Below are 19,807 nucleotides of genomic sequence, written 5' to 3'. Positions count from 1 at the left end.
ATGGCTCTTTTATTTTTTTATATTATATGGTGAAGCAAGTTCGAAAGTGCCTTTTTCTCCAATAAATGAGTACCTGATCGCACCATGATATGAAGTCGAATATACAGTACTTCTCATTATCTTCAGCCTCTCTACTACATCAGGATGCGGGTGTCCGTAATGATTGTTTTTCCCTGCAGAAATTACGGCCGTTTCAGGTTTAACAATTTTCAGAAAAGCTTCGGTTGTTGAAGATTTACTGCCATGGTGTGCGACCTTCAATACATCAATATCCTCCCACTCTTCCATCAGCATCATCTCGGTTTCCTCTTCAATATCGCCGGTGAACAGCCAGTTCTTCCCTCCTATACCTGCAGTCAGAATAAGCGAACCATTATTACCTTCAGCATGATCTCCAGGCACAATCAAACGGAAATCATTGTTTCCAACTGTCCAGTCAAAGGATGTTGTGATTTCTTTTACGGGAACAGTGTAGTGTTGAAAAACACTGAGTAAATCCTTCATTTCTTCTTTTTCCGTGGAACCTGCACTTGTCCAAACTTCTTTAATATTCACCTCTTTTAACAGCGCTTCTGTCCCTCCAATATGGTCCCAGTCATGGTGAGTTAATATGAGCAGGTCAATTGTTGAGATGCCCATACTTTTTATATAAGGCAGTACGATATTTTCTCCAACCGAATCTCGATCTTCAGCCTGGCCGAAATTTACCTGTCCACCTGTATCAATTAAATAATTACCCTGATTATAAGCAAGCTGAATGAGAATACTGTCACCCTGACCTACATTAATGAAAGTCACACTGCCTTCTTTATTTAAATAAGGCAAACTGGCCAAAAAGAGGGTGATCATGAGCAGACAACAACCCGCATAATGATATTTGTGTCTCTCAAAAAGACTCATCATGAGAAAAATGATTAAGATTAACATACATACAGTTACAATTGAGGGCTTACCAGTGATCAGAATTGAAAATTTCTGATTGGAAATAAATGCAGAAAGAGATTCTGTCGATTTGATTATAAAATATGGAATCATTGAAATGCCTGAAGCTACATCCATCGATAGGAATGAGATTAAATAAATGACGATCAAAGCTGGAAGAATAATAAGCGTAAATAGAGGAACATATACAAGATTTACAACAAACGAGGATAATGAGAACTCATAAAAGTGCCACATAATAATTGGAAGTGCGCCAGCCTGCGCAACTGAAGTGACCAGCAGCAGACTAACCAACTTATGAGGGGATCGCAGGACTTTCCCTGCAGAGATTGCCAGAGCAAAACTGACGGCATAGCTTAGTTGAAAACCTGCATTCACAAGTTCTGACGGGAATAAAAACAGATGAATGATAAACACTGTATTTAAAATATGGAGTAAAGGTAAACGCACAAAAATATATTGTAATCCTAATCCTAACAGCACCATGCCCACCGCTCTTAAAACGGGTGGTGCCGCACCAGCCATTACAGCATAAAAAGGCAATATAAAAAACAGCGTGAGCCTGATTGTCTCTCTTGTTAACCCTGTTCTCAATAAAACCAGCCATAAAAACAGGGTGATCATGCCAACATGCATCCCTGATATCGCTAACAGGTGTATGACACCAAGCCTTTGGTACATTCTGACCTGATCATCATCCATGTTACTGCGATCACCAAATAATAAAGCACCTGCTATGCCATGAATATCGGAATGAAAAATCTGTTCAATTCTTTTTATCCCCTGATACCTGATTTCTCTAAGCGATTGCAGAAATGATGTGTTTACGATTTTACAGTTACTAAATCCGGTTGTCTTAAAAGTCCAGTGAATATCCTGATAGTATAAATACTGACGGTAATCGAAGGCATTAAAGTTTTCTGCTTCGGAAGGCTTTATCAACTCACCTTCCCATTCGCAAATAGAACGCAGAGGAATTTTTTCAATCAAATATAAATGCTGTTCAGGCACAATGAGGATCATTTTTTCATGTTCATGTAAGCCTACTGCTCGTTTATTTTTCTTTCCTTGAAAAGGAGTCTGAATCTTAAGTGAAAGTTTATCTATATGAGAGGGAATTGAAGTTTGCAGTGAATGCAGGTGGTTTTCTGTATGCAGAAAAAATAGCGTGGAAATAAAGATGATCACCATCATACTTTTTATATCAGAAGATCTCAGCAAGAAGAGAAAGAGGAGAATGGCTATAAGGGGAATCAGTTGCGGATGATAGGCACCTGCAGCACCAGCTAATGCTGCAGGACCACTATATAATATCAATTTCAAGACTTATATCCTTGCTCTGACGCAGGAGACAAGAGCGGTTCAAGCGCTTTCGGGTCAAACGGGACATGTTCTGTTTCAACACCTGACTGCTCCAGCAACTCTATTGCATATGGGTGATTCTTATAATCGTTTGCATAATATATTTTTACAATACCGGCCTGAATAATCGCTTTTGTACATTGAAGACAAGGGAAATGAGTGACATACATACTGGCCCCTTCAGTAGCAGCTCCAAACTTAGCGCATTGAAGTATCGCATTCATTTCAGCATGGATCGTCCTCACACAGTGATGATCAATCACATAACAGCCTTCATCAATGCAATGTGTACCACCTTTAATTGACCCGTTATAGCCACCTGCAATAATACGCTGTTCTCTGACTATTGTTGCCCCTACCGTCAGCCTTGTACAGGTGCTTCTGAGAGCCAGCAAATGACTTTGTGCCATAAAGTACTGATTCCATGAGATTCTGTTCATATAATGCCCTCCTGACAGCTCCTGCTGTTATTTCGTTAATAAGTACTGATTGACTCTTTCAGTTTATCAAATGTTTTTTCACCTATACCAGAAATATTCATAATTTCTTCGATTGATGTAAAATAACCATTTTCTTCTCTGTAATTTACAATTGCTGCCGCTTTAGATGGTCCGATCCCCGGAATGGATTCAAGTTCTGCTGGTGAAGCATTGTTAATATTTATTTTACCAGTGTCTGCATGTTCCTCTAAGGGCTGACCTGATGTTTCCGGAGGGATCATAATGACCATTTCATCCTGTAGCTTTTGTGCCTTATTGACAGCTGTCATATCAGCTCCTGATAATTCACCGCCAGCTTTTGCCACGAGATCAATGACTCTGTCTCCCTCTTCCATTTCATAAACACCTTCATTCAGAATTTCCCCTTTTATATCTACAAAAATCGACTGGGACTTATTTTCTATCAGTGTGGTTGAGTCGGTCGTTTGAGCAGGATTTTCAGTAAGTGGATTTGAGACCGGTATAGAGCTTTTAGTGGAGTGGTTAAAAAAGAAGAAGCTGGAGAGTAAAACGAGCGGGATTATAAAAAGAAGGTATTTCTGGTAATTCTTTACCCAAAGTTTCACATTAAAGTCCTCCTTGATCTTGCAGAAGACTGTCAGAAGATTACATTCATTATATTATGACTATTCAGAAAGTCAATAAAAAACACGAAGAGTTATCTCTTCGTGCAGGTAAAAAATATTCGTTCGCTTGTTTCCACTGGTTGATTTTCTGAAAAATCAGCAGTGACTGCTTCTACATGAAAACCCGCTTCAGTCAGCCAAGTCTGATACTGTCCGATTGAAAATGTGCGCTGTTTATGAAATTCATCAAACCTTGCGTACAAATTTCTTTCCTCTTTGATAAAGAAAGTCAATTCATGTTCAGCACTGTTTTCATGTTCACCCTCAAACGAATTCCATATATATGCTGCTTCACCATCATCATAAGAGTATGTCTGACCAGCAAACAGTTCATTTACTTTGTAAACGGAATGAACGTCGAACAATAAAAGCCCTTCAGACGTTAGCATATCGTACATTTTTTGAAACGTTTGCTGAACAGCTTCTTCAGTCTCAAGGTAATTTAAAGAATCACAGAAAATGGTGATAAGATCAAAATGCCCAAGTTCTTCAGCTTCAGACATGTCCATTTGAAAAAACCTGATAGATTGTCCAGCTTCCATTGCTTTCTGCTGAGCCATTGACAGCATGGATTCCGAAAGGTCAATCCCGACGGTTTCAAAACCGGCTGAAGAGGCTTTAACAGTCCACTCACCGGTACCACAGCCTACATCAAGTAATCTCATGCCCTCTACATTGAAAGCTTTTTTCTGACGTAGCAGAAAGCTCATCCATTCGTCATATGGTACGTCACTCATGAGTCTGTCGTACACATATGCAAACTGTTCGTAAGCCATTAGCTGATTGTGCTCGTCATATCTTCAATCTGAGCGTCTCCCCAAAGCTTTTCGAGTTTATAATAGTCTCGTTCGTCACGGTGGAAAACGTGCACAATCACGCTATCAAGGTCTACAAGCACCCATCTTGCTTCGTCATAGCCTTCCATGCGTTTAACAGAGAGCCCTTCTTCCTCAGCACGGTCTTTTACCTCTTTCGCAATCGCCTGTACCTGCTTGTCTGAATTACCATGGCAAATAATAAAGTAATCTGCAATCAGTGAAATTCCATTCATATTTAACGCGACAATATCTTCTGCTCTTTTATCGTCAGCTGCATTATATGCAAGTGATAATATTTCGTTTGCTTTTATCATACTTATTTCTCCTTTTTATTGCGTATATTCGTTGTAACTTGCTAATGTGTCAGGAAACACAGGCTGATTTTTATTAATTAAAAATAACATTGATTGCTTCAGTGCAGTCTTCATGCCTTCATTTAAATCGTTATAGGCAACAGCTCTGACATTTTCCACACCGCTGAAGGTTCTGCCCGGTTCAATATAATCCGCAATGTAAATGACTTTTTCAAGCTTACTCATTCCCGTACGTCCTGTCGTATGGTATTTAATCGCGTTAAGAATGTCTTCATTCACAATCCCAAGCTTCTCTTTTGCAAAAATTGCGCCAACCGGTGCATGCCATAATTCATGATGAAATTTTAAAAGTTCAGGGTTGAGGCTGTGTGACTTAATCACATCTTTCATTTCTTCTTTATCATGAAATTTCGCCATATCATGAAGTGCAGCCGCGAGACCGGCATCTTCTTCACTCACTCCGTGTTCTCTGGCCAGCGCCAGCGCAGTCTCAATCACTCCGAGTGTGTGCCTATATCTCTTTTCAGGCAGAATATCTTTTACGATCTTTTTAGCCTGCTCAAGATTCATAGAGTCCCTCCTCTAAAATATATCGGTACGCTGCTTCCGGAATTAAAAAACTGCAATTTTTCTTTTCAACCAACCGTTTTCGTAATAGCGTTGAAGATAGATCAACGACAGGACCCTTTAACATTAAAACCCCTTCTGATTCAGTGGTTTGATAACCGGGACGCTCAAAACCTACGAATGTAACCAGTTTCTTTAACTCCTGAATACAATACCATGTGGAGAGAGATGCTATCATATCTCCGCCGATCATGAAGAAGAAATCAGAGTCCGGTTCATTGTGTTTAAAGTCTTTCATTGTATCGTAAGTATAGGATTTTCCTTCTCTTAACACTTCGGAAGGGTCAAGTTTAAAATAGGGTATTCCTGCTATACTCTTCTCAATCATCCTGCATCTTTCATCAGCAGTTGTCTGACCCGAAATTTCTTTATGGGGCGGCGCGGCATTTGGAAGGAAGCGCACTTCATCAAGCTCCAGAGCATGGTAGGCTTCATTTGCCATAATCAGGTGCGCGATATGGATAGGATCAAATGTTCCGCCTATGATTCCAATCCGCTTTTTCATTATTTTTTTGCTTTCGGCAGCTCGATTTTTTTATTTTCACGGGATTCTTTATATAAAACAATCGTGTGACCAATCACTTGGACAAGTTCTGCCTTTGCGCCTTTAGAAAGTAATTTTGCTACTTCATCTTTATCCTGCTCACAGTTTTGCAGAATACTGATTTTAATTAATTCCCTTACTTCTAATGCTTCTGTAATTTGTTTGATCATATTATCATTTACGCCGCCCTTACCTACTTGAAAAATCGGCGATAGATTGTGTGCTTCTGCACGAAGAAAACGCTTTTGTTTACCTGTTAACATGTTTTCACTCCTGATTCATTAGTTCTGTCATTTTTTTAATCATTTCAGCTGCGTCCGACTGAATGCCTGTCCACATTTCGAATGCCAGCGCACCCTGATACACAAACATCCCGATTCCATTCAACGATTCTGCACCAGCCTGTTCTGCCTGCTTCAGAAATGATGTTTTTTGTGGGTTATAAATAATATCTGCTGCGAGAGATCCATGTTTCATTTTTGCTGAATCAATCGGTCTCTCTTGAACTTTCGGGAACATTCCTGCAGAGGTCGTGTTGATGACAATATCATACTCATTTAATCGTTGTTCCGCATCCGACAATTGAAGGGCTTGACCATTCACTCTATGATCCTTTATCAATAAGTCAGCTTTTTCTATTGTACGGTTCGTTACGCTGATCCGGTCACACCCAAAGCTTTTTAACGCGCCAATCATTCCTTTAGCAGCTCCGCCGGCTCCGATGATTAGCATATTTGCTTTTTTAATTTCTTCAGTATCCCGTTTAGTTAATAACGATTTCAGAAAACCATTACCATCAGTATTATATCCGTAACTTTTACCATCATTGATCAATACTGTATTCACAGCCCCTAATGATTTCGCAGCTGCGTCCACCTCATCAAGGTACTGAATAATCGATTCTTTATGGGGGATCGTAACATTAAAGCCAGTAAATCCACTTTTTATCAGCTCATATACATTGTTTTCAAGATGCTCAGGAGGAACCTCAATTGCTTCGTATTCCCCATCAACACCAGCCTGGTCGAGCCAGAAATTATGCATATAAGGTGATTTTGAGTGTTTGATAGGATAACCAATCACAGCAAGCTTCATGTATAGCTTCCCCCTCCATCGTTAAATCAATGATTTTCTAATAATTACACTTACACCTTCAGGAACGTATGCTGCTACTATTGTCGCAGGCTCATTAATCGTGATCCACCCAAGACCTGAAAATACGATGTCCATCTTACCTTCTTTCACCGTAAATTCATGGCGTTTCAATGGAGGAAAAGATTCAAGATCCTCTTTTCTAGGTGGTGACAGCATTTCACCTGCATGACGTTCGTACAAATCATCAGCCTTTTCCAGCTTCGTTCTGTGGATGTCAATTTCATTTGAAAAATAGCATGTAAACGATTTTCTTCCTCCACTGATGTAATCAAAGCGGGCAAGCCCTGCAATGAAAAGTGTCTGTTGTTCGTTTAGCTGAAACACTTTAGGCTTTAATTCTTTTTTCGGCAACACTTTTTTCAAGTCTTTCTTATTGATCACGTGAGCCATCTGATCACGGTTGATTATTCCTGGTGTATCGATAATCGCTTTACCGTCATCCAGCGGGATTTCGATCATATCTAGTGTAGTCCCCGGAAATTGTGATGTAGTAATAATATCCTGTTCACCTGTTACTTCTTTAATAATACGATTAATCAGCGTCGATTTTCCTACATTCGTACATCCGACAACGTAAACATCTCTTCCTTCACGCTCACGGTCTATCGCACGAAGAACATCATCAATATGGCTGCCTTTATCTGCGCTGCAAAGCAACACATCCACCGGCTTCAGACCCATTTGGCTGGCCTCATATTTCATCCAATTGATCAGCTTATTCTTTTTAACTGATTTAGGTAATACGTCAGCTTTGTTCCCAATTAACAGGACAGGGTTCTTACCTACAAAGCGGTGCAGTCCCGTCAGGAAGCTTCCATTAAAATCTGAAATATCTACAACTTTAACGATGAGTGCATCAGCCTCACCCAAACCATTCAGAATCTTAAGGAAATCATCATCTGTCAATGCTACATCCTGAACCTCATTATAATGTTTCAGCTTAAAACAGCGCTGACAGACGATCTGTTCTTTTTCAAGACTAGATGGCGGTGCATAGCCCAGCCCCTCTTTATCGGTAGTCTGTATGTCAACTCCACAGCCGATACAGCTCATTTTTTCCTCACTCACTTTTTATCCTCCCACTGGATCATGTTTTTTCTTTTAAAGAAATTTAACAGTCTTTTTTCAATTAGACGATTGAATTTAGTAAAAAATCCATCTGTCTTAGCAACTGGCACAACTAGTATTGTATACAACTTGTTCAAATTGCCACCGAGTACATCTGTCATTAATTGATCGCCGATCACGACTGTTTCATCTTTTTTTACATTCATATCCCGTATAGCACGTCTGAATGCGCGTCCCATCGGTTTTCTTGCATGATAAATAAATGGAACACCGATTGGATCAGAAAAAGCACCTACTCTTAACTGATTGTTATTTGAAACAATCGTTACGAGAATACCTTCCCTCTGCATATCTTCAAGCCATTCAATCAGCTTTGGTGTTGCATTTTTCCGATCCCATTCCACTAATGTATTATCAAGATCTGTAATCACGGCTTTAATTCCCTGCTCTTTAAGTTTTGCAGGCGTTATTTCAAATACGCTGTCTACGTATTCATTAGGCAAAAATAGTTTTATCATTGTTCTCCACCTCTTTACTTCAAGTCTATATCATACATCATCTGTCTGTTTAGTTCAAAATGAATCTTATTCTGTAGATCTTTTTCAATCACCTGATGAGTTCTGCTTCAGACGGACAGCGGCAACCTTTCCTTCCATTCCACACTGTACGACCTCATTTGACCATTGCTCCGGGAAGTGCGATTACGCTGTCATCACCAGATGTGCACAATCTAAACACCATTTCACTTTCTCCTTCGTTATCACAGAAATCGTTCGACAAATATCGTCTTTTCAAAAATCTGTGGATAAGTTTTGATATGACCCATTGACTGTCCTTGTTAACTATTTAACCGTTATTCACAACTTTTACACAGGTTATACACGGGTGCTTGTGGATAAGAGAACGCTTGTTCTTAAGTTGTTCATCTGATACGATTTTTATAGGAAAACTTGAAAGGAGTATTGATTATGGATGTTTTATCTCTTGACGCGCTGATCAAAGCATATGAAGCAGCGAAAAAACAAAAACTGTCCGATGATTTTCTTCATCTGCTTGAAATAGAAATTTTGAAAAAAAAATAATACTAGATTGATATAGCAGCAACGAGCAGCAGAGTCAGGTAAAATAAAATAAAGAGTTCGGAATATTCAATACAGGAGGACCCATCATGAGAATGATTGTGATTTGTCCAGGCTGTCGTGGAAGTGGCTCTGTTAAGAAAGCTGGCCTGCTGTTACGAAAATGTTCTGAATGTAACGGCTCAGGAAAGATCAGCAAAACACTCGCTGAATATAAGATGAATTAATGGGACTGGCAAGTTTTCTGTTTTCTGTCATACGGTGTAATAACCGGTGAAAGGAGGAGAAAGCTTGTCTATTTTTTTAATTTTATCTGCATTGATTGATCTGCCTGCACTCACAGGTTACTTTAAACAAAATGCATTCCCTGAGCCGCTCAGCAAAGAAGAAGAAAAAAAAGCAATTTTACAACTGCAAAACGGAAGTGATGATGCGAAGAAACTGTTAATTGAACATAATCTCAGGCTTGTGGCACATATTATCAAAAAATTTGAGAACACGGGAGAGACGACAGAAGACCTGATATCAATTGGTACAATCGGTTTAATCAAAGCGATCGACAGCTATTCCTATGACAAAGGAACTAAGCTTGCTACGTACGCTGCGCGATGCATTGAAAATGAAGTGCTCATGTTTTTACGTTCTCTTAAAAAAACAAAAAAAGATATTTCTCTTCATGACCCCATTGGAGAAGACAAAGATGGAAATGCAATCAGCCTGATTGATGTGTTGCAGAGCGATGAGGATGAATTGGATGAAGTGATCGCACAAAAAATGAATGGAGAAAAAATCAGACGTTTTGTAACGAAGCTAGATGAACGTGAGCGTGACGTCATCAGTGCACGTTTTGGGATAAATGGTGAAGAAGAAAAAACGCAGCGTGAGATCGCCAAAGAGCTGGGCATCTCGAGAAGCTACGTTTCACGAATTGAAAAAAGAGCATTAATGAAACTGTTTCACCAGTTTGATGAGGACACGTATTAAATTTCTTCTGTCATACTAATAATCAGATTTGCAGAGTTGATGGCAGCTGTTTTCAAATACTGATCAAAAGAGATATGTGATTCTTTCCCGGCAATATCTGAAAGAGAACGAATGATTACAAATGGAATCTGATATTGATATGCGACCTGAGCAATTGCTGCCGCCTCCATTTCCAATGCCTGTAATCCTTCAAATTTACCCTGCAGTGCCTCAACTCTAATTGGATCATTCATAAATGAATCACCAGTTGCAATCAGCCCTGATACGGTTTTTATATCCTCAATTAAACCCGCACACTTTAAAGCTGTTAATTTTAAATTTTCGTCAGCTTTAAAAGCAGCTGGCATATCCGGCACCTGACCATACTCATAATTAAAAGCAGTTACATCTACATCGTGATGCCGCACTTCATTTGAAATGACAATATCTCCAACACTGAGTTCCGGGTCAAAGCCGCCGGCAGAACCAGTATTAATGATTACATCAGGTTGATAGCGCTCCATCAGAATTGTAGTGGTCATTGCCGCATTTACTTTTCCAATACCACTTTTGACTAAAACGACTTCTTTACCTTTTAAAATGCCAGATGTAAATTCACTATTCGCAATTGTTTTTGTTTGAACATCTTCCATACTGGAACGAAGATATTTCACTTCTTCTTCCATTGCACCGATGATACCTAATTTCATCCGAATCCCTGCCTTCTGTCTCATTCTGAAAACTTATTTGAACTTACCATAGAGAATCGTAAAGATCAATAACCCCATGATATAATGGTCTAAAACGTGAATCGGAGGATGACAATGAGTTTTCAGCTGGATTTAATTAAGGATAAAATAGAGCTATTTGAAGCAGGCTCTTTAAAGGATCTCGAGAAAAAAATACAGGTGCAAATTGAGAATAACCATGCATTAATGCTGCGTGTGCACCATGTGGATCATCAAACCGTATTTACACCTGAAGGAAAACCATATTATACGGCAAGCGTTCACTTTAAATCATAACCCTTTCAAAGTCGGCTGTTAGTTTCCGCTTCAGGCGGATGCTTTCCGCGGCCGGGCGCTGAGCCATCAGGCTTCGCCGTGATCGTCTCACCTGTCCCTTCCTGCCGCAGGAGTCACCGCCTTACGCTCCAACCACCAGCTGTACAATAACAACAATAGGCTTTAACAAAGCCTCAATCATAAGAAAATGCTGCGGGCATCCGCAGCATTTTTTAATATCAGAAATATTTTGTGACGAATGCTTTTTACAGTTCATCCACTTTCACTGGTTTCCAGCCTTTTTTATCTACCCATTCCATATGAACACGATATTCAGCCTGACCCCCGGCTGACGAGGAAACTTCTACGACTGATTTTTGAGGTCCACCATCATTTCCTACCCACCATACAGTCATTGTGCTGGTGTCAAGACCTGTAGCATATGCAGCTGCCTTTAATTTTTCATTCCAGTCTACACTGCCCTCTTCATAAGAAGATACATGCTCACCTGTCTGCTTTGTGCCTACTGGCTTCCACTCTCCATCTTGAGGACTTGCTGTTTCCCTGTCGTTCTCGGCATCTTCTTTTTCTTCATCTCGTTTCTGTTGTTCTTCTTTTTCTTCATCTTGTTTTTGTTGTTCTTCTTTTTGTTCATCTTCTTTCTTTTTTTCTTCGACTTCTTCAGATGATTGTGTTTCATTTTTCTCATCAGTATTCTCTTTCTCTTCTGACTCTATTTCGCTAGCTGAAAGTTCATTATTTTCACCCTGATCAGATGAATCTTCATTTTCATCCTCAACGCCTGAATTTTCCTGGACCTGTTCAGCAATTGTTTTTTCTTCACTTGTCTCAGCCGCCTGATTTTCGTTATCTCCTAAAAATATAAATGCAGAAACACCGGCTATTAAGAGAAAAACAACTGCAATTGAACCGTTAAGAAGTATATTTTGTTTTCTCTTCTTACTTTGAACTTTTGCTCTTGAATTATTCACTTTATCACTCCTCGTTCAACTCTTCCCTTGTCACTTAAATCTAAACTAGCATATCACGGTTAACGGTTTCAGTTACAAGAGCCACTTTTCCTTTTATAAAAACAGTACATCTGTCCCGTATTTCATTAGACGTAATAATTCATTAAAAGTTTCAGTTCCTGTTCATGCAGAATGAAAAAAGGTATTCCGGGAGTTATCACGGAATACCTTTAGATTAGTTGATTGACGTAATACGAACGTCCATGTCGCCGCCTGGCGTTTGAACTTTTACTTCATCGCCGACTACTTTGCCAATAAGACTTTTGGCGATAGGAGAATCGTTTGAAATTTTTCCTTCAAATGGATCTGCTTCTGCACTTCCAACAATCGTGTATGATTCTTCGTCACCGTCAGGGAGTTCCACAAAAGTAACTTTTTTACCTAGAGAAACAACACCATCAAGTGTTTGGTCATCTTCAATTATTTTCGCGTTACGGATCATTGATTCAAGTGTAGAGATACGTCCTTCTACAAATGCCTGTTCTTCTTTAGCTGAATCGTACTCCGAGTTCTCCGAAAGATCTCCGAAGCTTCTGGCGATTTTAATTCTCTCTACAACTTCTTTTCTCTTTACTGATTTTAACTGCTCAAGCTCAAGTTCAAGCTTTTGCTTACCTTCTTCTGTCATTGGAAATATTTTCTCGTTTGCCAAATCCCTTCACTCCTTTAAAAATGCATGAGCTAGTTCATGCTATGTGACTGAAACCCCTTTTATGAAGTATGCTAAAAAGAGGATAAATTATCCTCTCAGCCTTTGCTATCATATTACACAATAGACTTTTGTTCAAGAATTGTTTGAATTTTCGTTACCATTAAATCAATGGCAACGTGGTTTTGCCCGCCTTCCGGAATAATAATGTCTGCGTAGCGTTTTGTAGGCTCAATAAATTGGTTGTGCATCGGCCGTACGACATTTATATACTGATCTACTACAGAATCAATCGTACGTCCTCTTTCATTTATATCACGCAGCAGACGGCGGATAATCCTAAGGTCTGAGTCAGTGTCTACATATAATTTAATATCCATCAGGTTACGCAGTCGTTCATCCTCAAGTACTAATATCCCCTCGACAATGATAACATCCTTTGGTTCTACCGGAATCGTTTTGTCCGACCTCGTGTGTACAGTATAATCATATACCGGTTTTTCAATAGCATTTCTGTTTAAAAGCAAACCGATATGTTCGATCAGAAGATCATTGTCAAAAGCGAGCGGATGATCATAATTTGTATTTAAACGCTCCTCATATGGAATGTTGCTTTGATCCTTGTAGTAATAATCCTGTTCAATCATTGCGATTGACTGGTCCTGAAAAACATCGTAAATTGCTTTGGTTACGGAAGTTTTTCCTGAACCGGAACCGCCTGTTACTCCAATAATAACGGGTTTATTATTCGTCATTTTGCCGTTAGCTCCTTTCTCAATTTGTTGAGTGGACGCGGCGGCTTATTCACTTTAAATTTTACAATTTGAAGCGGATGTCTTGCGGCGTCTGATTTTGTTTTGGAAAATATAAAGTTAATTCAGTAAAAATAATTCACATTTTGCTATAAGAGTTGAACAACACTATGTTACGACAAAGCCTTATATTCTGATGTTAATTAAAATTTTTCGATGTTAAAGCTGCCGGCTAATTTCCGCTTCAGACGGACGCTTTCCACGGTCGGGCGCATGTGGTGTCACCTTATGCTCTAATTACCTGCAGTTCAAAAACAACAATATGGACTTTAACATAGCTTAAGACTTTCAAATTTTAATTTAACCACATACAGAAAAGGTTTTACAAGTATTAAACGCTGAAAAACACTTCAGCGATTTATGCTTTCCTCATGATATTGTCACTTCTTCTTACTAATTGACAATCCGTCGCCAACAGGCAGGATCACAGTATGATATTCTTCATGATCTGCAATCCACTGATTAAAACGGTCGAGCTTTCTAAGCATTTGTTTTACATTTCTGCTTTCCGTCCCACTCTGCTCTGCTACAAGCCCTTTAAACAGTACATTATCAGTATAAATGCATGCACTTGCAGAGAAAAGTGGTTCATACAGTTCAAAGAAACGAATATTCTGGCTCTTGGCAGCATCTATAAACACTGCATCAAAATCACCAAAACCGGCAACTTGATCCGAAATCTCCAAGGCATCCCCTTCAAGCAGGTGGATCTGTTTATGAAACCCTGATTTTAGTACAAACTTTTTTGCCAGCCGTGCTCTTTCTGAATCTCTTTCTATCGATACAATTTCTGCCTCAGGAAGTGCTTCAGCCATTCTGACAGCCGAATACCCAATGGCAGTGCCGATTTCCAGAATCCTTTGGGGCTGTTGAATTCTTAACAGTTGAAGCAGCGTTTCGATTCCGGATGGTTCCATAATCGGCACGTCATTTTCTTTTGCGAATTGAGCCATTTCTTCCGCTATCTCAGAGCGGGAAGTAAACAGATTTTCAATATATTGATGGACTTTATCCAATGTTATCTCACCTTTTCTGCTCTCGGGTTCCATAAAAAAGAGCGCTCACATACAATCCTTGAGATCGAAATCCGGAAAGTAGTGATAAACGCTAAAAATTCTTTACTTATTCTAACACAAAGATTGAGGGAAAGTGAATGTTCTTTCCCTCTTTCAATACATTATTCTTCGTTATTCACATTATAGATATACTCTTCAGCTTTTCTTTCATGCTCATCCAGTGTTTCGGAGTAATACATTGCACCATCTTCTGCAGACGTAAGGAAGTAAAAGTAATCAGAATCCTCCGGAAGAATCGCGGCTTCTATTGAAGTTGCACCTGGAGCTGCAATTGGACCCGGTGGTAATCCCTGAACCTGATAAGTATTATAAGGATCTTCTATTTCAAGGTCTTCAAACAGTACTCTTTCCTGCCACTGACCTTTAGCGTAAAGAACGGTAGGATCTGTTTGCAGCGGCATGCCTTCTTCTAATCGATTATAGAAAATTCCGGCGATCATTGCTCTGTCAGTTGTTGCTGCTGCTTCCTCTTCAAGAAGAGATGCCATTGTGATGAGGTCATGAACTGTCATCACCTTTCCATCTTCAGCTTCGGCACCTGTGAAGTCGCCTTCCGAAAATTCTGCAAGCATGTCCACGTAAGGTGCAACATTATTATTCATTGCATCAACCATTTGTGTAATGATCACTTCGAGTGACGGATTTTCTTCGTAGTAAGGATACGTCGCGGGATACAAATATCCTTCGAGCGCCAGCTTTACATTTTCACCTTTTATCTCTTCAGTAATAAGTGATGGGTATTGCCCCATCAGAGAATCAATAAATGCTTCATCTGTTACTTTCTCCATAAATTCTTCCTGACTGTAATCGGTATTTTCAGCGATAATTTCCCCGATCTCTTCCAGCCTTAACCCTTCTGGAATGGTCACGTTAAAAATTGGTTCATGATAAATTTTGCCCGATTTAAGACTCTCTGCTATTTCGCTGAGTGTCATTGAAGGTGTCAGGTTATACGTCCCTGCCTGAAAATCCGATTCATTGTTAAACTTCAGGTAGTACTTGAATACCTGGGCATTTTTGATGATGCCATTTTCCTCGAGCGTTTCAGTAATCCCATCAACTGATGAACCGATAGGAATTTCCACAGAGACTGCATTTTCATCTGTATCATCCATTGGTTCTAACGCAGAACTGATGTAAGAGTATGCGCCTAACACAGCACCTACTGTCAAAAACAAAAAAACGATTAACAGGATAAATACGATCTTTCTGACTTGCTTTGCCTCATTTTTTCTTTCCTGCAGGTTCAACTTCCACTGATCTATTAAACTTGATTTTTCACTCAATCAATTTCCCTCCAAAAACTACTGCTCAATTTTCCCAATGGTCTCATTATACAATAAAAAGAAGCGGGGGCAAATAGCTGCCCCCGCTTTTAAATGTGTTATTCGCTTTCTTCTTCATCAAGGAATGTATTAAGCATTTCCTCAATCAGATCCCACTCTTCGTCAGTTTCAACAGGCTTAAGCTCGCCTTCTGAGTTTTCATCGTTAGGTTCAAATGAAGAAGCATGAATTTCGATCTCTTCTTCCTCTGTATCTCCTAGTGGATAGTAAAGAACATAAGATTTTTGGAATTGATCTGAATCGAATGTGAATAATACCTCACAAAGTACTTCATTTCCCTGTTCATCAATTACTGTAATTTGCTTTTCTCCGTGTTCCATTTCAGTCACCTCATTTAGTAGTGCTGTCTAAATACCCTTGAAGGATCATAACAGCCGCCATCTTGTCGATTACTTTTTTTCTTTTACTCCGGCTTACATCAGCTTCGAGCAATACCCGCTCGGCCGCCATTGTACTTAATCGCTCATCCCAGAATATGATCTCAGCTTCCACTCTTCTGCCGAGCATATCAGCATATCTTTGACTCGCTTCAGCACGGGGACCGATAGAATTGTTCATATTCTTCGGTAAACCTATGACAATTTTTGATACTTCATGTTCATCAATTAATTCTTTAATCCGCTTGAAGCCAAATTGCCCTGCAGCTTCATCAATTTTAACAGTTTCAATTCCCTGGGCAGTCCACCCGAGGGCATCACTGACGGCAACTCCAATTGTTTTAGAGCCAACGTCAAGTCCCATTGTTCTCATGTTTAACCCTCTTTATGATGCTGAAGATAGAACTTCACCAATTCTTCAATCATTTCGTCCCGTTCAAGTTTACGGATAACATTCCTTGCATCATTATGACGTGGAATATAGGCAGGGTCACCTGACAAAAGATACCCTACAATTTGATTGATCGGATTGTACCCTTTTTCTTCAAGAGCTTCGAATACCTGTACCAGAACGCGCTGCACTTCCTGATCAGCTGAATCATCTCCAAAGTCAAACCGCATCGTTTTATCAAATGAGCTCATCAACAACACCTCACTACGGAATCGAATTCCTATTATCCAACTATTGCTATTGTACACCAGATAGCATTAGAATCAAATTGATTTTACCCATTCCGGCACAAATTGAAGTGCTTCGTCTACACGGGATGGATCTTTACCGCCAGCTTGTGCCATATCTGGACGGCCACCACCACCGCCGCCACAAATTGCTGCAATTTCTTTCACGAGTTTACCTGCATGATAACCTTCTTCGATTAAGTCTTTTGTCACTCCTGCGATAATTTGTACTTTATCATCATTAACAGCCAGTAACAAGAGTACACCTGAACCGATTTTGTTTTTCACATCATCTGCCATTGTTCTGAGTGTGTTCATATCTGTCGCCTGGACTTTCTCAGCGAGTACTCTGACACCATCTACTTCCTGAACTTGATCCATAATACTTTTTGCTTCAATGTTTGAAAGCTTTGCATGCAGAGATTCATTTTCTCTTTGAACAGATTTAAGATCCGTTTGAACTGCTTCAATTCTGCTTTCAAGGTCTTTCGGGTTCGCTTTAAGCAATTGTGCTGAACGATTTAATACAGCAATTTGTTCGTTCATCAGACGATATGCTGATTCTCCGGTCACTGCTTCAATACGTCGTGTTCCAGCTCCAATACCAGCTTCAGAAGCAATTCTGAAAAGACCGATTTCAGCAGTGTTGCCTACGTGGCATCCCCCACACAGTTCAAGGCTGTAATCACCAATTGATACAACACGTACTTCAGAGCCATATTTTTCTCCGAATAATGCCATCGCACCCATCGCTTTTGCTTCATCTAAAGATTTTAGCGCAGTGTCCACTGAATAGCTTGTCCAAATCTTCTCATTCACAATCTCTTCAATTTTACTCAATTCTTCTTTAGTCACTTGACCGAAGTGAGAGAAATCAAAACGCAGACGATCCGGTTCAACAAGTGAGCCTGCCTGATTAACATGATCACCTAATACATCTTTAAGAGCCTGGTGAAGCAAGTGCGTTGCAGTATGATTTTTTGTAATTTTATTTCTTGACGCATCACTCACATTAGCCTGAATGCGTTCGCCTTTAATAAATTTGCCGCTTATTACAATCCCCGTATGAAGATTTTGTCCATTCGGAGCCTTTTTAACATCCTGAACTTCAATGACGCCGTTGTCATGTAAGACAGTGCCTTTATCACCGATTTGACCGCCACTTTCAGCGTAAAACGGTGTTTCAGCAAGGACAAATTGAACTTCTGAGCCTGCAATCACTTCTTCAGCAAAATCACCTGCAACAACAAGTTCTTCAATCGTTGTTGTATGGGACAAAGTGCTGTAACCTACGAACTTACTTTTAGTGTGGATATCTCCAAGAACACCACCCTGGACTTGCATCGATCCACTTTCCTGACGGGCAGCTCTTGCACGACTTCTTTGCCCTTCCATTTCATGCTCAAAACCATTCTGATCGATCGAAAGACCTTTTTCTTCAGCATATTCCTGTGTAAGTTCTACTGGAAAACCAAATGTGTCATATAATCTGAAAACATCTTTTCCACTAATTTCATTGGAGCCATCTTCCTGCGCTTTTTTCATTAATTCAGTGAGAATTGAAAGACCTTCATTCAGTGTCTCATGGAAACGCTCTTCTTCAGTTTTAATGACCTTTTGAATGAATTCCTGTTTACTTTTCACTTCCGGATAGAAATCAATCATGATATCTGCCACAACAGGAACCAGTTCATACATAAATGGACGGTTAATACCAATTTGCTTCGCGTATCTTACCGCTCTTCTCAATAATCGGCGAAGCACGTAGCCTCTGCCTTCATTTGATGGCAATGCACCGTCACCGACTGCAAATGAGACAGTTCTGATATGATCAGCGACTACTTTAAATGCCGTGTCTTCTTCTTCATTTTTACCATAACGCCTTTTGGCAACCAGCTCAGTCGCTTCGATGATTGGCATAAAGAGATCCGTTTCAAAGTTTGTCGGTACATCCTGAACAACACACGCCATTCTTTCAAGGCCCATACCAGTATCTATGTTCTGCTTAGGAAGTGGCGTGTACGTATCGTCAGCATTATGATTAAACTGAGAAAATACAAGATTCCAGATTTCAAGGTAACGCTCGTTTTCTCCACCAGCGTATAATTCAGGATCAGACGGGTCATGACCGTATTCTTCTCCGCGGTCGTAGAAAATCTCTGAGTTGGGACCACTTGGCCCTTCTCCGATATCCCAGAAGTTTCCTTCCAGCCTGATAATTCTCTCTTCAGGCACGCCTACTTTTTTATTCCAGATATCATATGCCTCATCATCTTCAGGATGGATGGTTACTGACAGTTTTTCAGGATCGAAACCGACCCATTTTTCCGAAGTAAGGAATTCCCATGCCCATTCAATTGCTTCTTCTTTAAAATATTCTCCAATTGAGAAGTTTCCGAGCATTTCAAAAAACGTATGATGTCTTGCAGTTTTACCTACGTTTTCGATATCGTTCGTTCTGATCGATTTTTGTGCGTTCACAATCCTCGGATTTTGAGGAACAACGCGACCGTCAAAATATTTTTTTAAAGTAGCAACACCGCTGTTGATCCATAAAAGAGATGGATCTTCATGAGGTACAAGTGAAGCACTCGGTTCTACGTCGTGATTTTTTTCCTTAAAGAAATCTAAATACATTTGTCTGAGTTGTGCACCTGTCCATTTTTCCATTCATGTATCCTCCTTTTAATTCCCGAAACGTCCTGAAAATAGAAAAGGGTCCTCAATCATACACAGGGACGAGATTACACTCGCGGTACCACCCTGGTTATGGATTGACAACCCATCACTCTCATTGCTTTAACGCAGCAGACGGCAGTATTTTACTGCACTCCGG

25 protein-coding genes and 1 other annotated feature (1 of these 26 running past the window's edge) are annotated in these 19,807 nt (G+C 39.9%); of the genes, 4 read left to right on the top strand and 21 right to left on the bottom strand.

Annotated features, from left to right (window positions below):
• Window positions 1-9: 9 nt before the first annotated feature.
• The 11 genes from E2626_RS10550 to E2626_RS10500 all read right to left on the bottom strand — a co-directional run bounded on the left by E2626_RS10550 (window position 10) and on the right by E2626_RS10500 (window position 8,474).
• Window positions 10-2,265 (bottom strand): DNA internalization-related competence protein ComEC/Rec2, encoded by a 2,256-nt coding sequence (locus E2626_RS10550; RefSeq protein WP_134381712.1) that lies wholly within the window; start codon window positions 2,263-2,265, stop codon window positions 10-12.
• Entirely contained in the window at window positions 2,262-2,744 is a 483-nt protein-coding gene (locus E2626_RS10545; RefSeq protein ID WP_134381711.1) for a ComE operon protein 2, read from the bottom strand. The genes E2626_RS10550 and E2626_RS10545 overlap by 4 nt, the downstream gene beginning before the upstream one ends.
• Before the next feature lie 35 nt (window positions 2,745-2,779).
• On the bottom strand, window positions 2,780-3,370 hold the full coding sequence (locus E2626_RS10540) for a helix-hairpin-helix domain-containing protein (protein ID WP_134381710.1): 591 nt from the start codon (window positions 3,368-3,370) through the stop codon (window positions 2,780-2,782).
• A 92-nt stretch (window positions 3,371-3,462) separates the two neighbouring features.
• Window positions 3,463-4,206: a class I SAM-dependent DNA methyltransferase gene (locus tag E2626_RS10535; RefSeq protein ID WP_134381709.1), complete on the bottom strand. Its 744-nt coding sequence runs from the start codon at window positions 4,204-4,206 to the stop codon at window positions 3,463-3,465.
• Window positions 4,206-4,562 (bottom strand): ribosome silencing factor, encoded by a 357-nt coding sequence (gene rsfS, locus E2626_RS10530; RefSeq protein WP_134381708.1) that lies wholly within the window; start codon window positions 4,560-4,562, stop codon window positions 4,206-4,208. The genes E2626_RS10535 and rsfS overlap by 1 nt, the downstream gene beginning before the upstream one ends.
• Window positions 4,563-4,577: 15 nt before the next feature.
• Window positions 4,578-5,132 carry a bis(5'-nucleosyl)-tetraphosphatase (symmetrical) YqeK gene (yqeK, locus tag E2626_RS10525; RefSeq protein WP_134381707.1) on the bottom strand — a complete coding sequence of 185 codons (555 nt, stop codon included), beginning with the start codon at window positions 5,130-5,132 and terminating at the stop codon, window positions 4,578-4,580.
• Complete coding sequence (locus E2626_RS10520; RefSeq protein ID WP_134381706.1) at window positions 5,122-5,694, bottom strand: nicotinate-nucleotide adenylyltransferase; 573 nt, start codon at window positions 5,692-5,694, stop codon at window positions 5,122-5,124. The genes yqeK and E2626_RS10520 overlap by 11 nt, the downstream gene beginning before the upstream one ends.
• Window positions 5,694-5,996, bottom strand: coding sequence for a ribosome assembly RNA-binding protein YhbY (gene yhbY, locus E2626_RS10515; protein ID WP_134381705.1), 303 nt, complete (start codon window positions 5,994-5,996; stop codon window positions 5,694-5,696). Before yhbY ends, E2626_RS10520 begins: the two co-directional genes overlap by 1 nt.
• Window positions 5,997-6,000: 4 nt before the next feature.
• Complete coding sequence (aroE, locus tag E2626_RS10510) at window positions 6,001-6,828, bottom strand: shikimate dehydrogenase (protein WP_134381704.1); 828 nt, start codon at window positions 6,826-6,828, stop codon at window positions 6,001-6,003.
• Between the two features lie 21 nt (window positions 6,829-6,849).
• A complete protein-coding gene (yqeH, locus tag E2626_RS10505; RefSeq protein ID WP_134381703.1) occupies window positions 6,850-7,956 on the bottom strand; it encodes a ribosome biogenesis GTPase YqeH in 1,107 nt (368 codons plus the stop codon).
• Window positions 7,953-8,474: a YqeG family HAD IIIA-type phosphatase gene (locus E2626_RS10500; protein ID WP_134381702.1), complete on the bottom strand. Its 522-nt coding sequence runs from the start codon at window positions 8,472-8,474 to the stop codon at window positions 7,953-7,955. The genes yqeH and E2626_RS10500 overlap by 4 nt, the downstream gene beginning before the upstream one ends.
• Window positions 8,475-8,924: 450 nt before the next feature.
• Between E2626_RS10500 and sda the strand changes: the two genes are divergently transcribed.
• The 3 genes from sda (at window position 8,925) to sigK (ending at window position 10,019) form a co-directional block, all read left to right on the top strand.
• Window positions 8,925-9,038, top strand: a complete 114-nt coding sequence (gene sda / locus E2626_RS10495) for a sporulation histidine kinase inhibitor Sda (protein WP_134381701.1) — start codon at window positions 8,925-8,927, stop codon at window positions 9,036-9,038.
• Between the two features lie 86 nt (window positions 9,039-9,124).
• Window positions 9,125-9,262, top strand: a complete 138-nt coding sequence (locus tag E2626_RS17200; RefSeq protein ID WP_166786793.1) for a hypothetical protein — start codon at window positions 9,125-9,127, stop codon at window positions 9,260-9,262.
• A 70-nt stretch (window positions 9,263-9,332) separates the two neighbouring features.
• Window positions 9,333-10,019, top strand: coding sequence for an RNA polymerase sporulation sigma factor SigK (gene sigK / locus E2626_RS10490; protein ID WP_424955131.1), 687 nt, complete (start codon window positions 9,333-9,335; stop codon window positions 10,017-10,019).
• On the opposite strand, the gene mtnN is transcribed toward sigK, so the two are convergent.
• Window positions 10,016-10,708 (bottom strand): 5'-methylthioadenosine/S-adenosylhomocysteine nucleosidase, encoded by a 693-nt coding sequence (mtnN, locus tag E2626_RS10485; RefSeq protein ID WP_134381699.1) that lies wholly within the window; start codon window positions 10,706-10,708, stop codon window positions 10,016-10,018. The genes sigK and mtnN overlap by 4 nt on opposite strands.
• Window positions 10,709-10,822: 114 nt before the next feature.
• Here mtnN and E2626_RS10480 point away from each other — a divergent pair, with 114 nt between their 5' ends.
• Entirely contained in the window at window positions 10,823-11,023 is a 201-nt protein-coding gene (locus E2626_RS10480; protein ID WP_134381698.1) for a YrzA family protein, read from the top strand.
• 245 nt (window positions 11,024-11,268) lie between these two features.
• Here the strand turns inward: E2626_RS10480 and E2626_RS10475 are convergent, their stop codons facing one another.
• The 9 genes from E2626_RS10475 to alaS form a co-directional block, all read right to left on the bottom strand.
• Window positions 11,269-11,994 (bottom strand): YrrS family protein, encoded by a 726-nt coding sequence (locus E2626_RS10475; protein WP_134381697.1) that lies wholly within the window; start codon window positions 11,992-11,994, stop codon window positions 11,269-11,271.
• Window positions 11,995-12,208: 214 nt separating this feature from the next.
• A complete protein-coding gene (greA, locus tag E2626_RS10470) occupies window positions 12,209-12,685 on the bottom strand; it encodes a transcription elongation factor GreA (RefSeq protein WP_134381696.1) in 477 nt (158 codons plus the stop codon).
• 113 nt (window positions 12,686-12,798) lie between these two features.
• Window positions 12,799-13,437, bottom strand: a complete 639-nt coding sequence (gene udk / locus E2626_RS10465; RefSeq protein WP_134381695.1) for a uridine kinase — start codon at window positions 13,435-13,437, stop codon at window positions 12,799-12,801.
• Window positions 13,438-13,874: 437 nt separating this feature from the next.
• Window positions 13,875-14,510, bottom strand: a complete 636-nt coding sequence (locus E2626_RS10460) for an O-methyltransferase (RefSeq protein WP_341785739.1) — start codon at window positions 14,508-14,510, stop codon at window positions 13,875-13,877.
• Between the two features lie 161 nt (window positions 14,511-14,671).
• Window positions 14,672-15,856, bottom strand: a complete 1,185-nt coding sequence (mltG, locus tag E2626_RS10455) for an endolytic transglycosylase MltG (RefSeq protein ID WP_134381694.1) — start codon at window positions 15,854-15,856, stop codon at window positions 14,672-14,674.
• 98 nt (window positions 15,857-15,954) lie between these two features.
• Window positions 15,955-16,236, bottom strand: coding sequence for a DUF1292 domain-containing protein (locus tag E2626_RS10450; RefSeq protein WP_134381693.1), 282 nt, complete (start codon window positions 16,234-16,236; stop codon window positions 15,955-15,957).
• A 10-nt stretch (window positions 16,237-16,246) separates the two neighbouring features.
• Window positions 16,247-16,666 (bottom strand): Holliday junction resolvase RuvX, encoded by a 420-nt coding sequence (ruvX, locus tag E2626_RS10445; RefSeq protein WP_134381692.1) that lies wholly within the window; start codon window positions 16,664-16,666, stop codon window positions 16,247-16,249.
• Window positions 16,667-16,668: 2 nt separating this feature from the next.
• Window positions 16,669-16,935, bottom strand: a complete 267-nt coding sequence (locus E2626_RS10440) for an IreB family regulatory phosphoprotein (protein ID WP_134381691.1) — start codon at window positions 16,933-16,935, stop codon at window positions 16,669-16,671.
• 72 nt (window positions 16,936-17,007) lie between these two features.
• Window positions 17,008-19,641 (bottom strand): alanine--tRNA ligase, encoded by a 2,634-nt coding sequence (gene alaS / locus E2626_RS10435; RefSeq protein WP_134381690.1) that lies wholly within the window; start codon window positions 19,639-19,641, stop codon window positions 17,008-17,010.
• Window positions 19,642-19,702: 61 nt separating this feature from the next.
• Window positions 19,703-19,807, bottom strand: a binding site (T-box leader); it runs 98 nt beyond the window's last position.

The organism is Jeotgalibacillus salarius, assembly GCF_004405125.1.
Lineage (GTDB): Bacteria > Bacillota > Bacilli > Bacillales > Jeotgalibacillaceae > Jeotgalibacillus > Jeotgalibacillus salarius.
Note: the sequence above shows the minus strand (reverse complement) of the source record. Positions and strands in the feature narration are given on the sequence as shown.

Excerpts from the sequence above, each read along its gene's own strand:
- E2626_RS10545 (WP_134381711.1), bottom strand. The coding sequence starts at position 2,744 with ATGAACAGAATCTCATGGAATCAGTACTTTATGGCACAAAGTCATTTG.
- E2626_RS10535 (WP_134381709.1), bottom strand. The coding sequence starts at position 4,206 with ATGGCTTACGAACAGTTTGCATATGTGTACGACAGACTCATGAGTGAC.
- rsfS (WP_134381708.1), bottom strand. The coding sequence starts at position 4,562 with ATGATAAAAGCAAACGAAATATTATCACTTGCATATAATGCAGCTGAC.
- yqeK (WP_134381707.1), bottom strand. The coding sequence starts at position 5,132 with ATGAATCTTGAGCAGGCTAAAAAGATCGTAAAAGATATTCTGCCTGAA.
- E2626_RS10520 (WP_134381706.1), bottom strand. The coding sequence starts at position 5,694 with ATGAAAAAGCGGATTGGAATCATAGGCGGAACATTTGATCCTATCCAT.
- yhbY (WP_134381705.1), bottom strand. The coding sequence starts at position 5,996 with ATGTTAACAGGTAAACAAAAGCGTTTTCTTCGTGCAGAAGCACACAAT.
- aroE (WP_134381704.1), bottom strand. The coding sequence starts at position 6,828 with ATGAAGCTTGCTGTGATTGGTTATCCTATCAAACACTCAAAATCACCT.
- E2626_RS10500 (WP_134381702.1), bottom strand. The coding sequence starts at position 8,474 with ATGATAAAACTATTTTTGCCTAATGAATACGTAGACAGCGTATTTGAA.
- sda (WP_134381701.1), top strand. The coding sequence starts at position 8,925 with ATGGATGTTTTATCTCTTGACGCGCTGATCAAAGCATATGAAGCAGCG.
- E2626_RS17200 (WP_166786793.1), top strand. The coding sequence starts at position 9,125 with ATGAGAATGATTGTGATTTGTCCAGGCTGTCGTGGAAGTGGCTCTGTT.
- mtnN (WP_134381699.1), bottom strand. The coding sequence starts at position 10,708 with ATGAAATTAGGTATCATCGGTGCAATGGAAGAAGAAGTGAAATATCTT.
- E2626_RS10480 (WP_134381698.1), top strand. The coding sequence starts at position 10,823 with ATGAGTTTTCAGCTGGATTTAATTAAGGATAAAATAGAGCTATTTGAA.
- udk (WP_134381695.1), bottom strand. The coding sequence starts at position 13,437 with ATGACGAATAATAAACCCGTTATTATTGGAGTAACAGGCGGTTCCGGT.
- E2626_RS10450 (WP_134381693.1), bottom strand. The coding sequence starts at position 16,236 with ATGGAACACGGAGAAAAGCAAATTACAGTAATTGATGAACAGGGAAAT.
- ruvX (WP_134381692.1), bottom strand. The coding sequence starts at position 16,666 with ATGAGAACAATGGGACTTGACGTTGGCTCTAAAACAATTGGAGTTGCC.
- E2626_RS10440 (WP_134381691.1), bottom strand. The coding sequence starts at position 16,935 with ATGAGCTCATTTGATAAAACGATGCGGTTTGACTTTGGAGATGATTCA.
- alaS (WP_134381690.1), bottom strand. The coding sequence starts at position 19,641 with ATGGAAAAATGGACAGGTGCACAACTCAGACAAATGTATTTAGATTTC.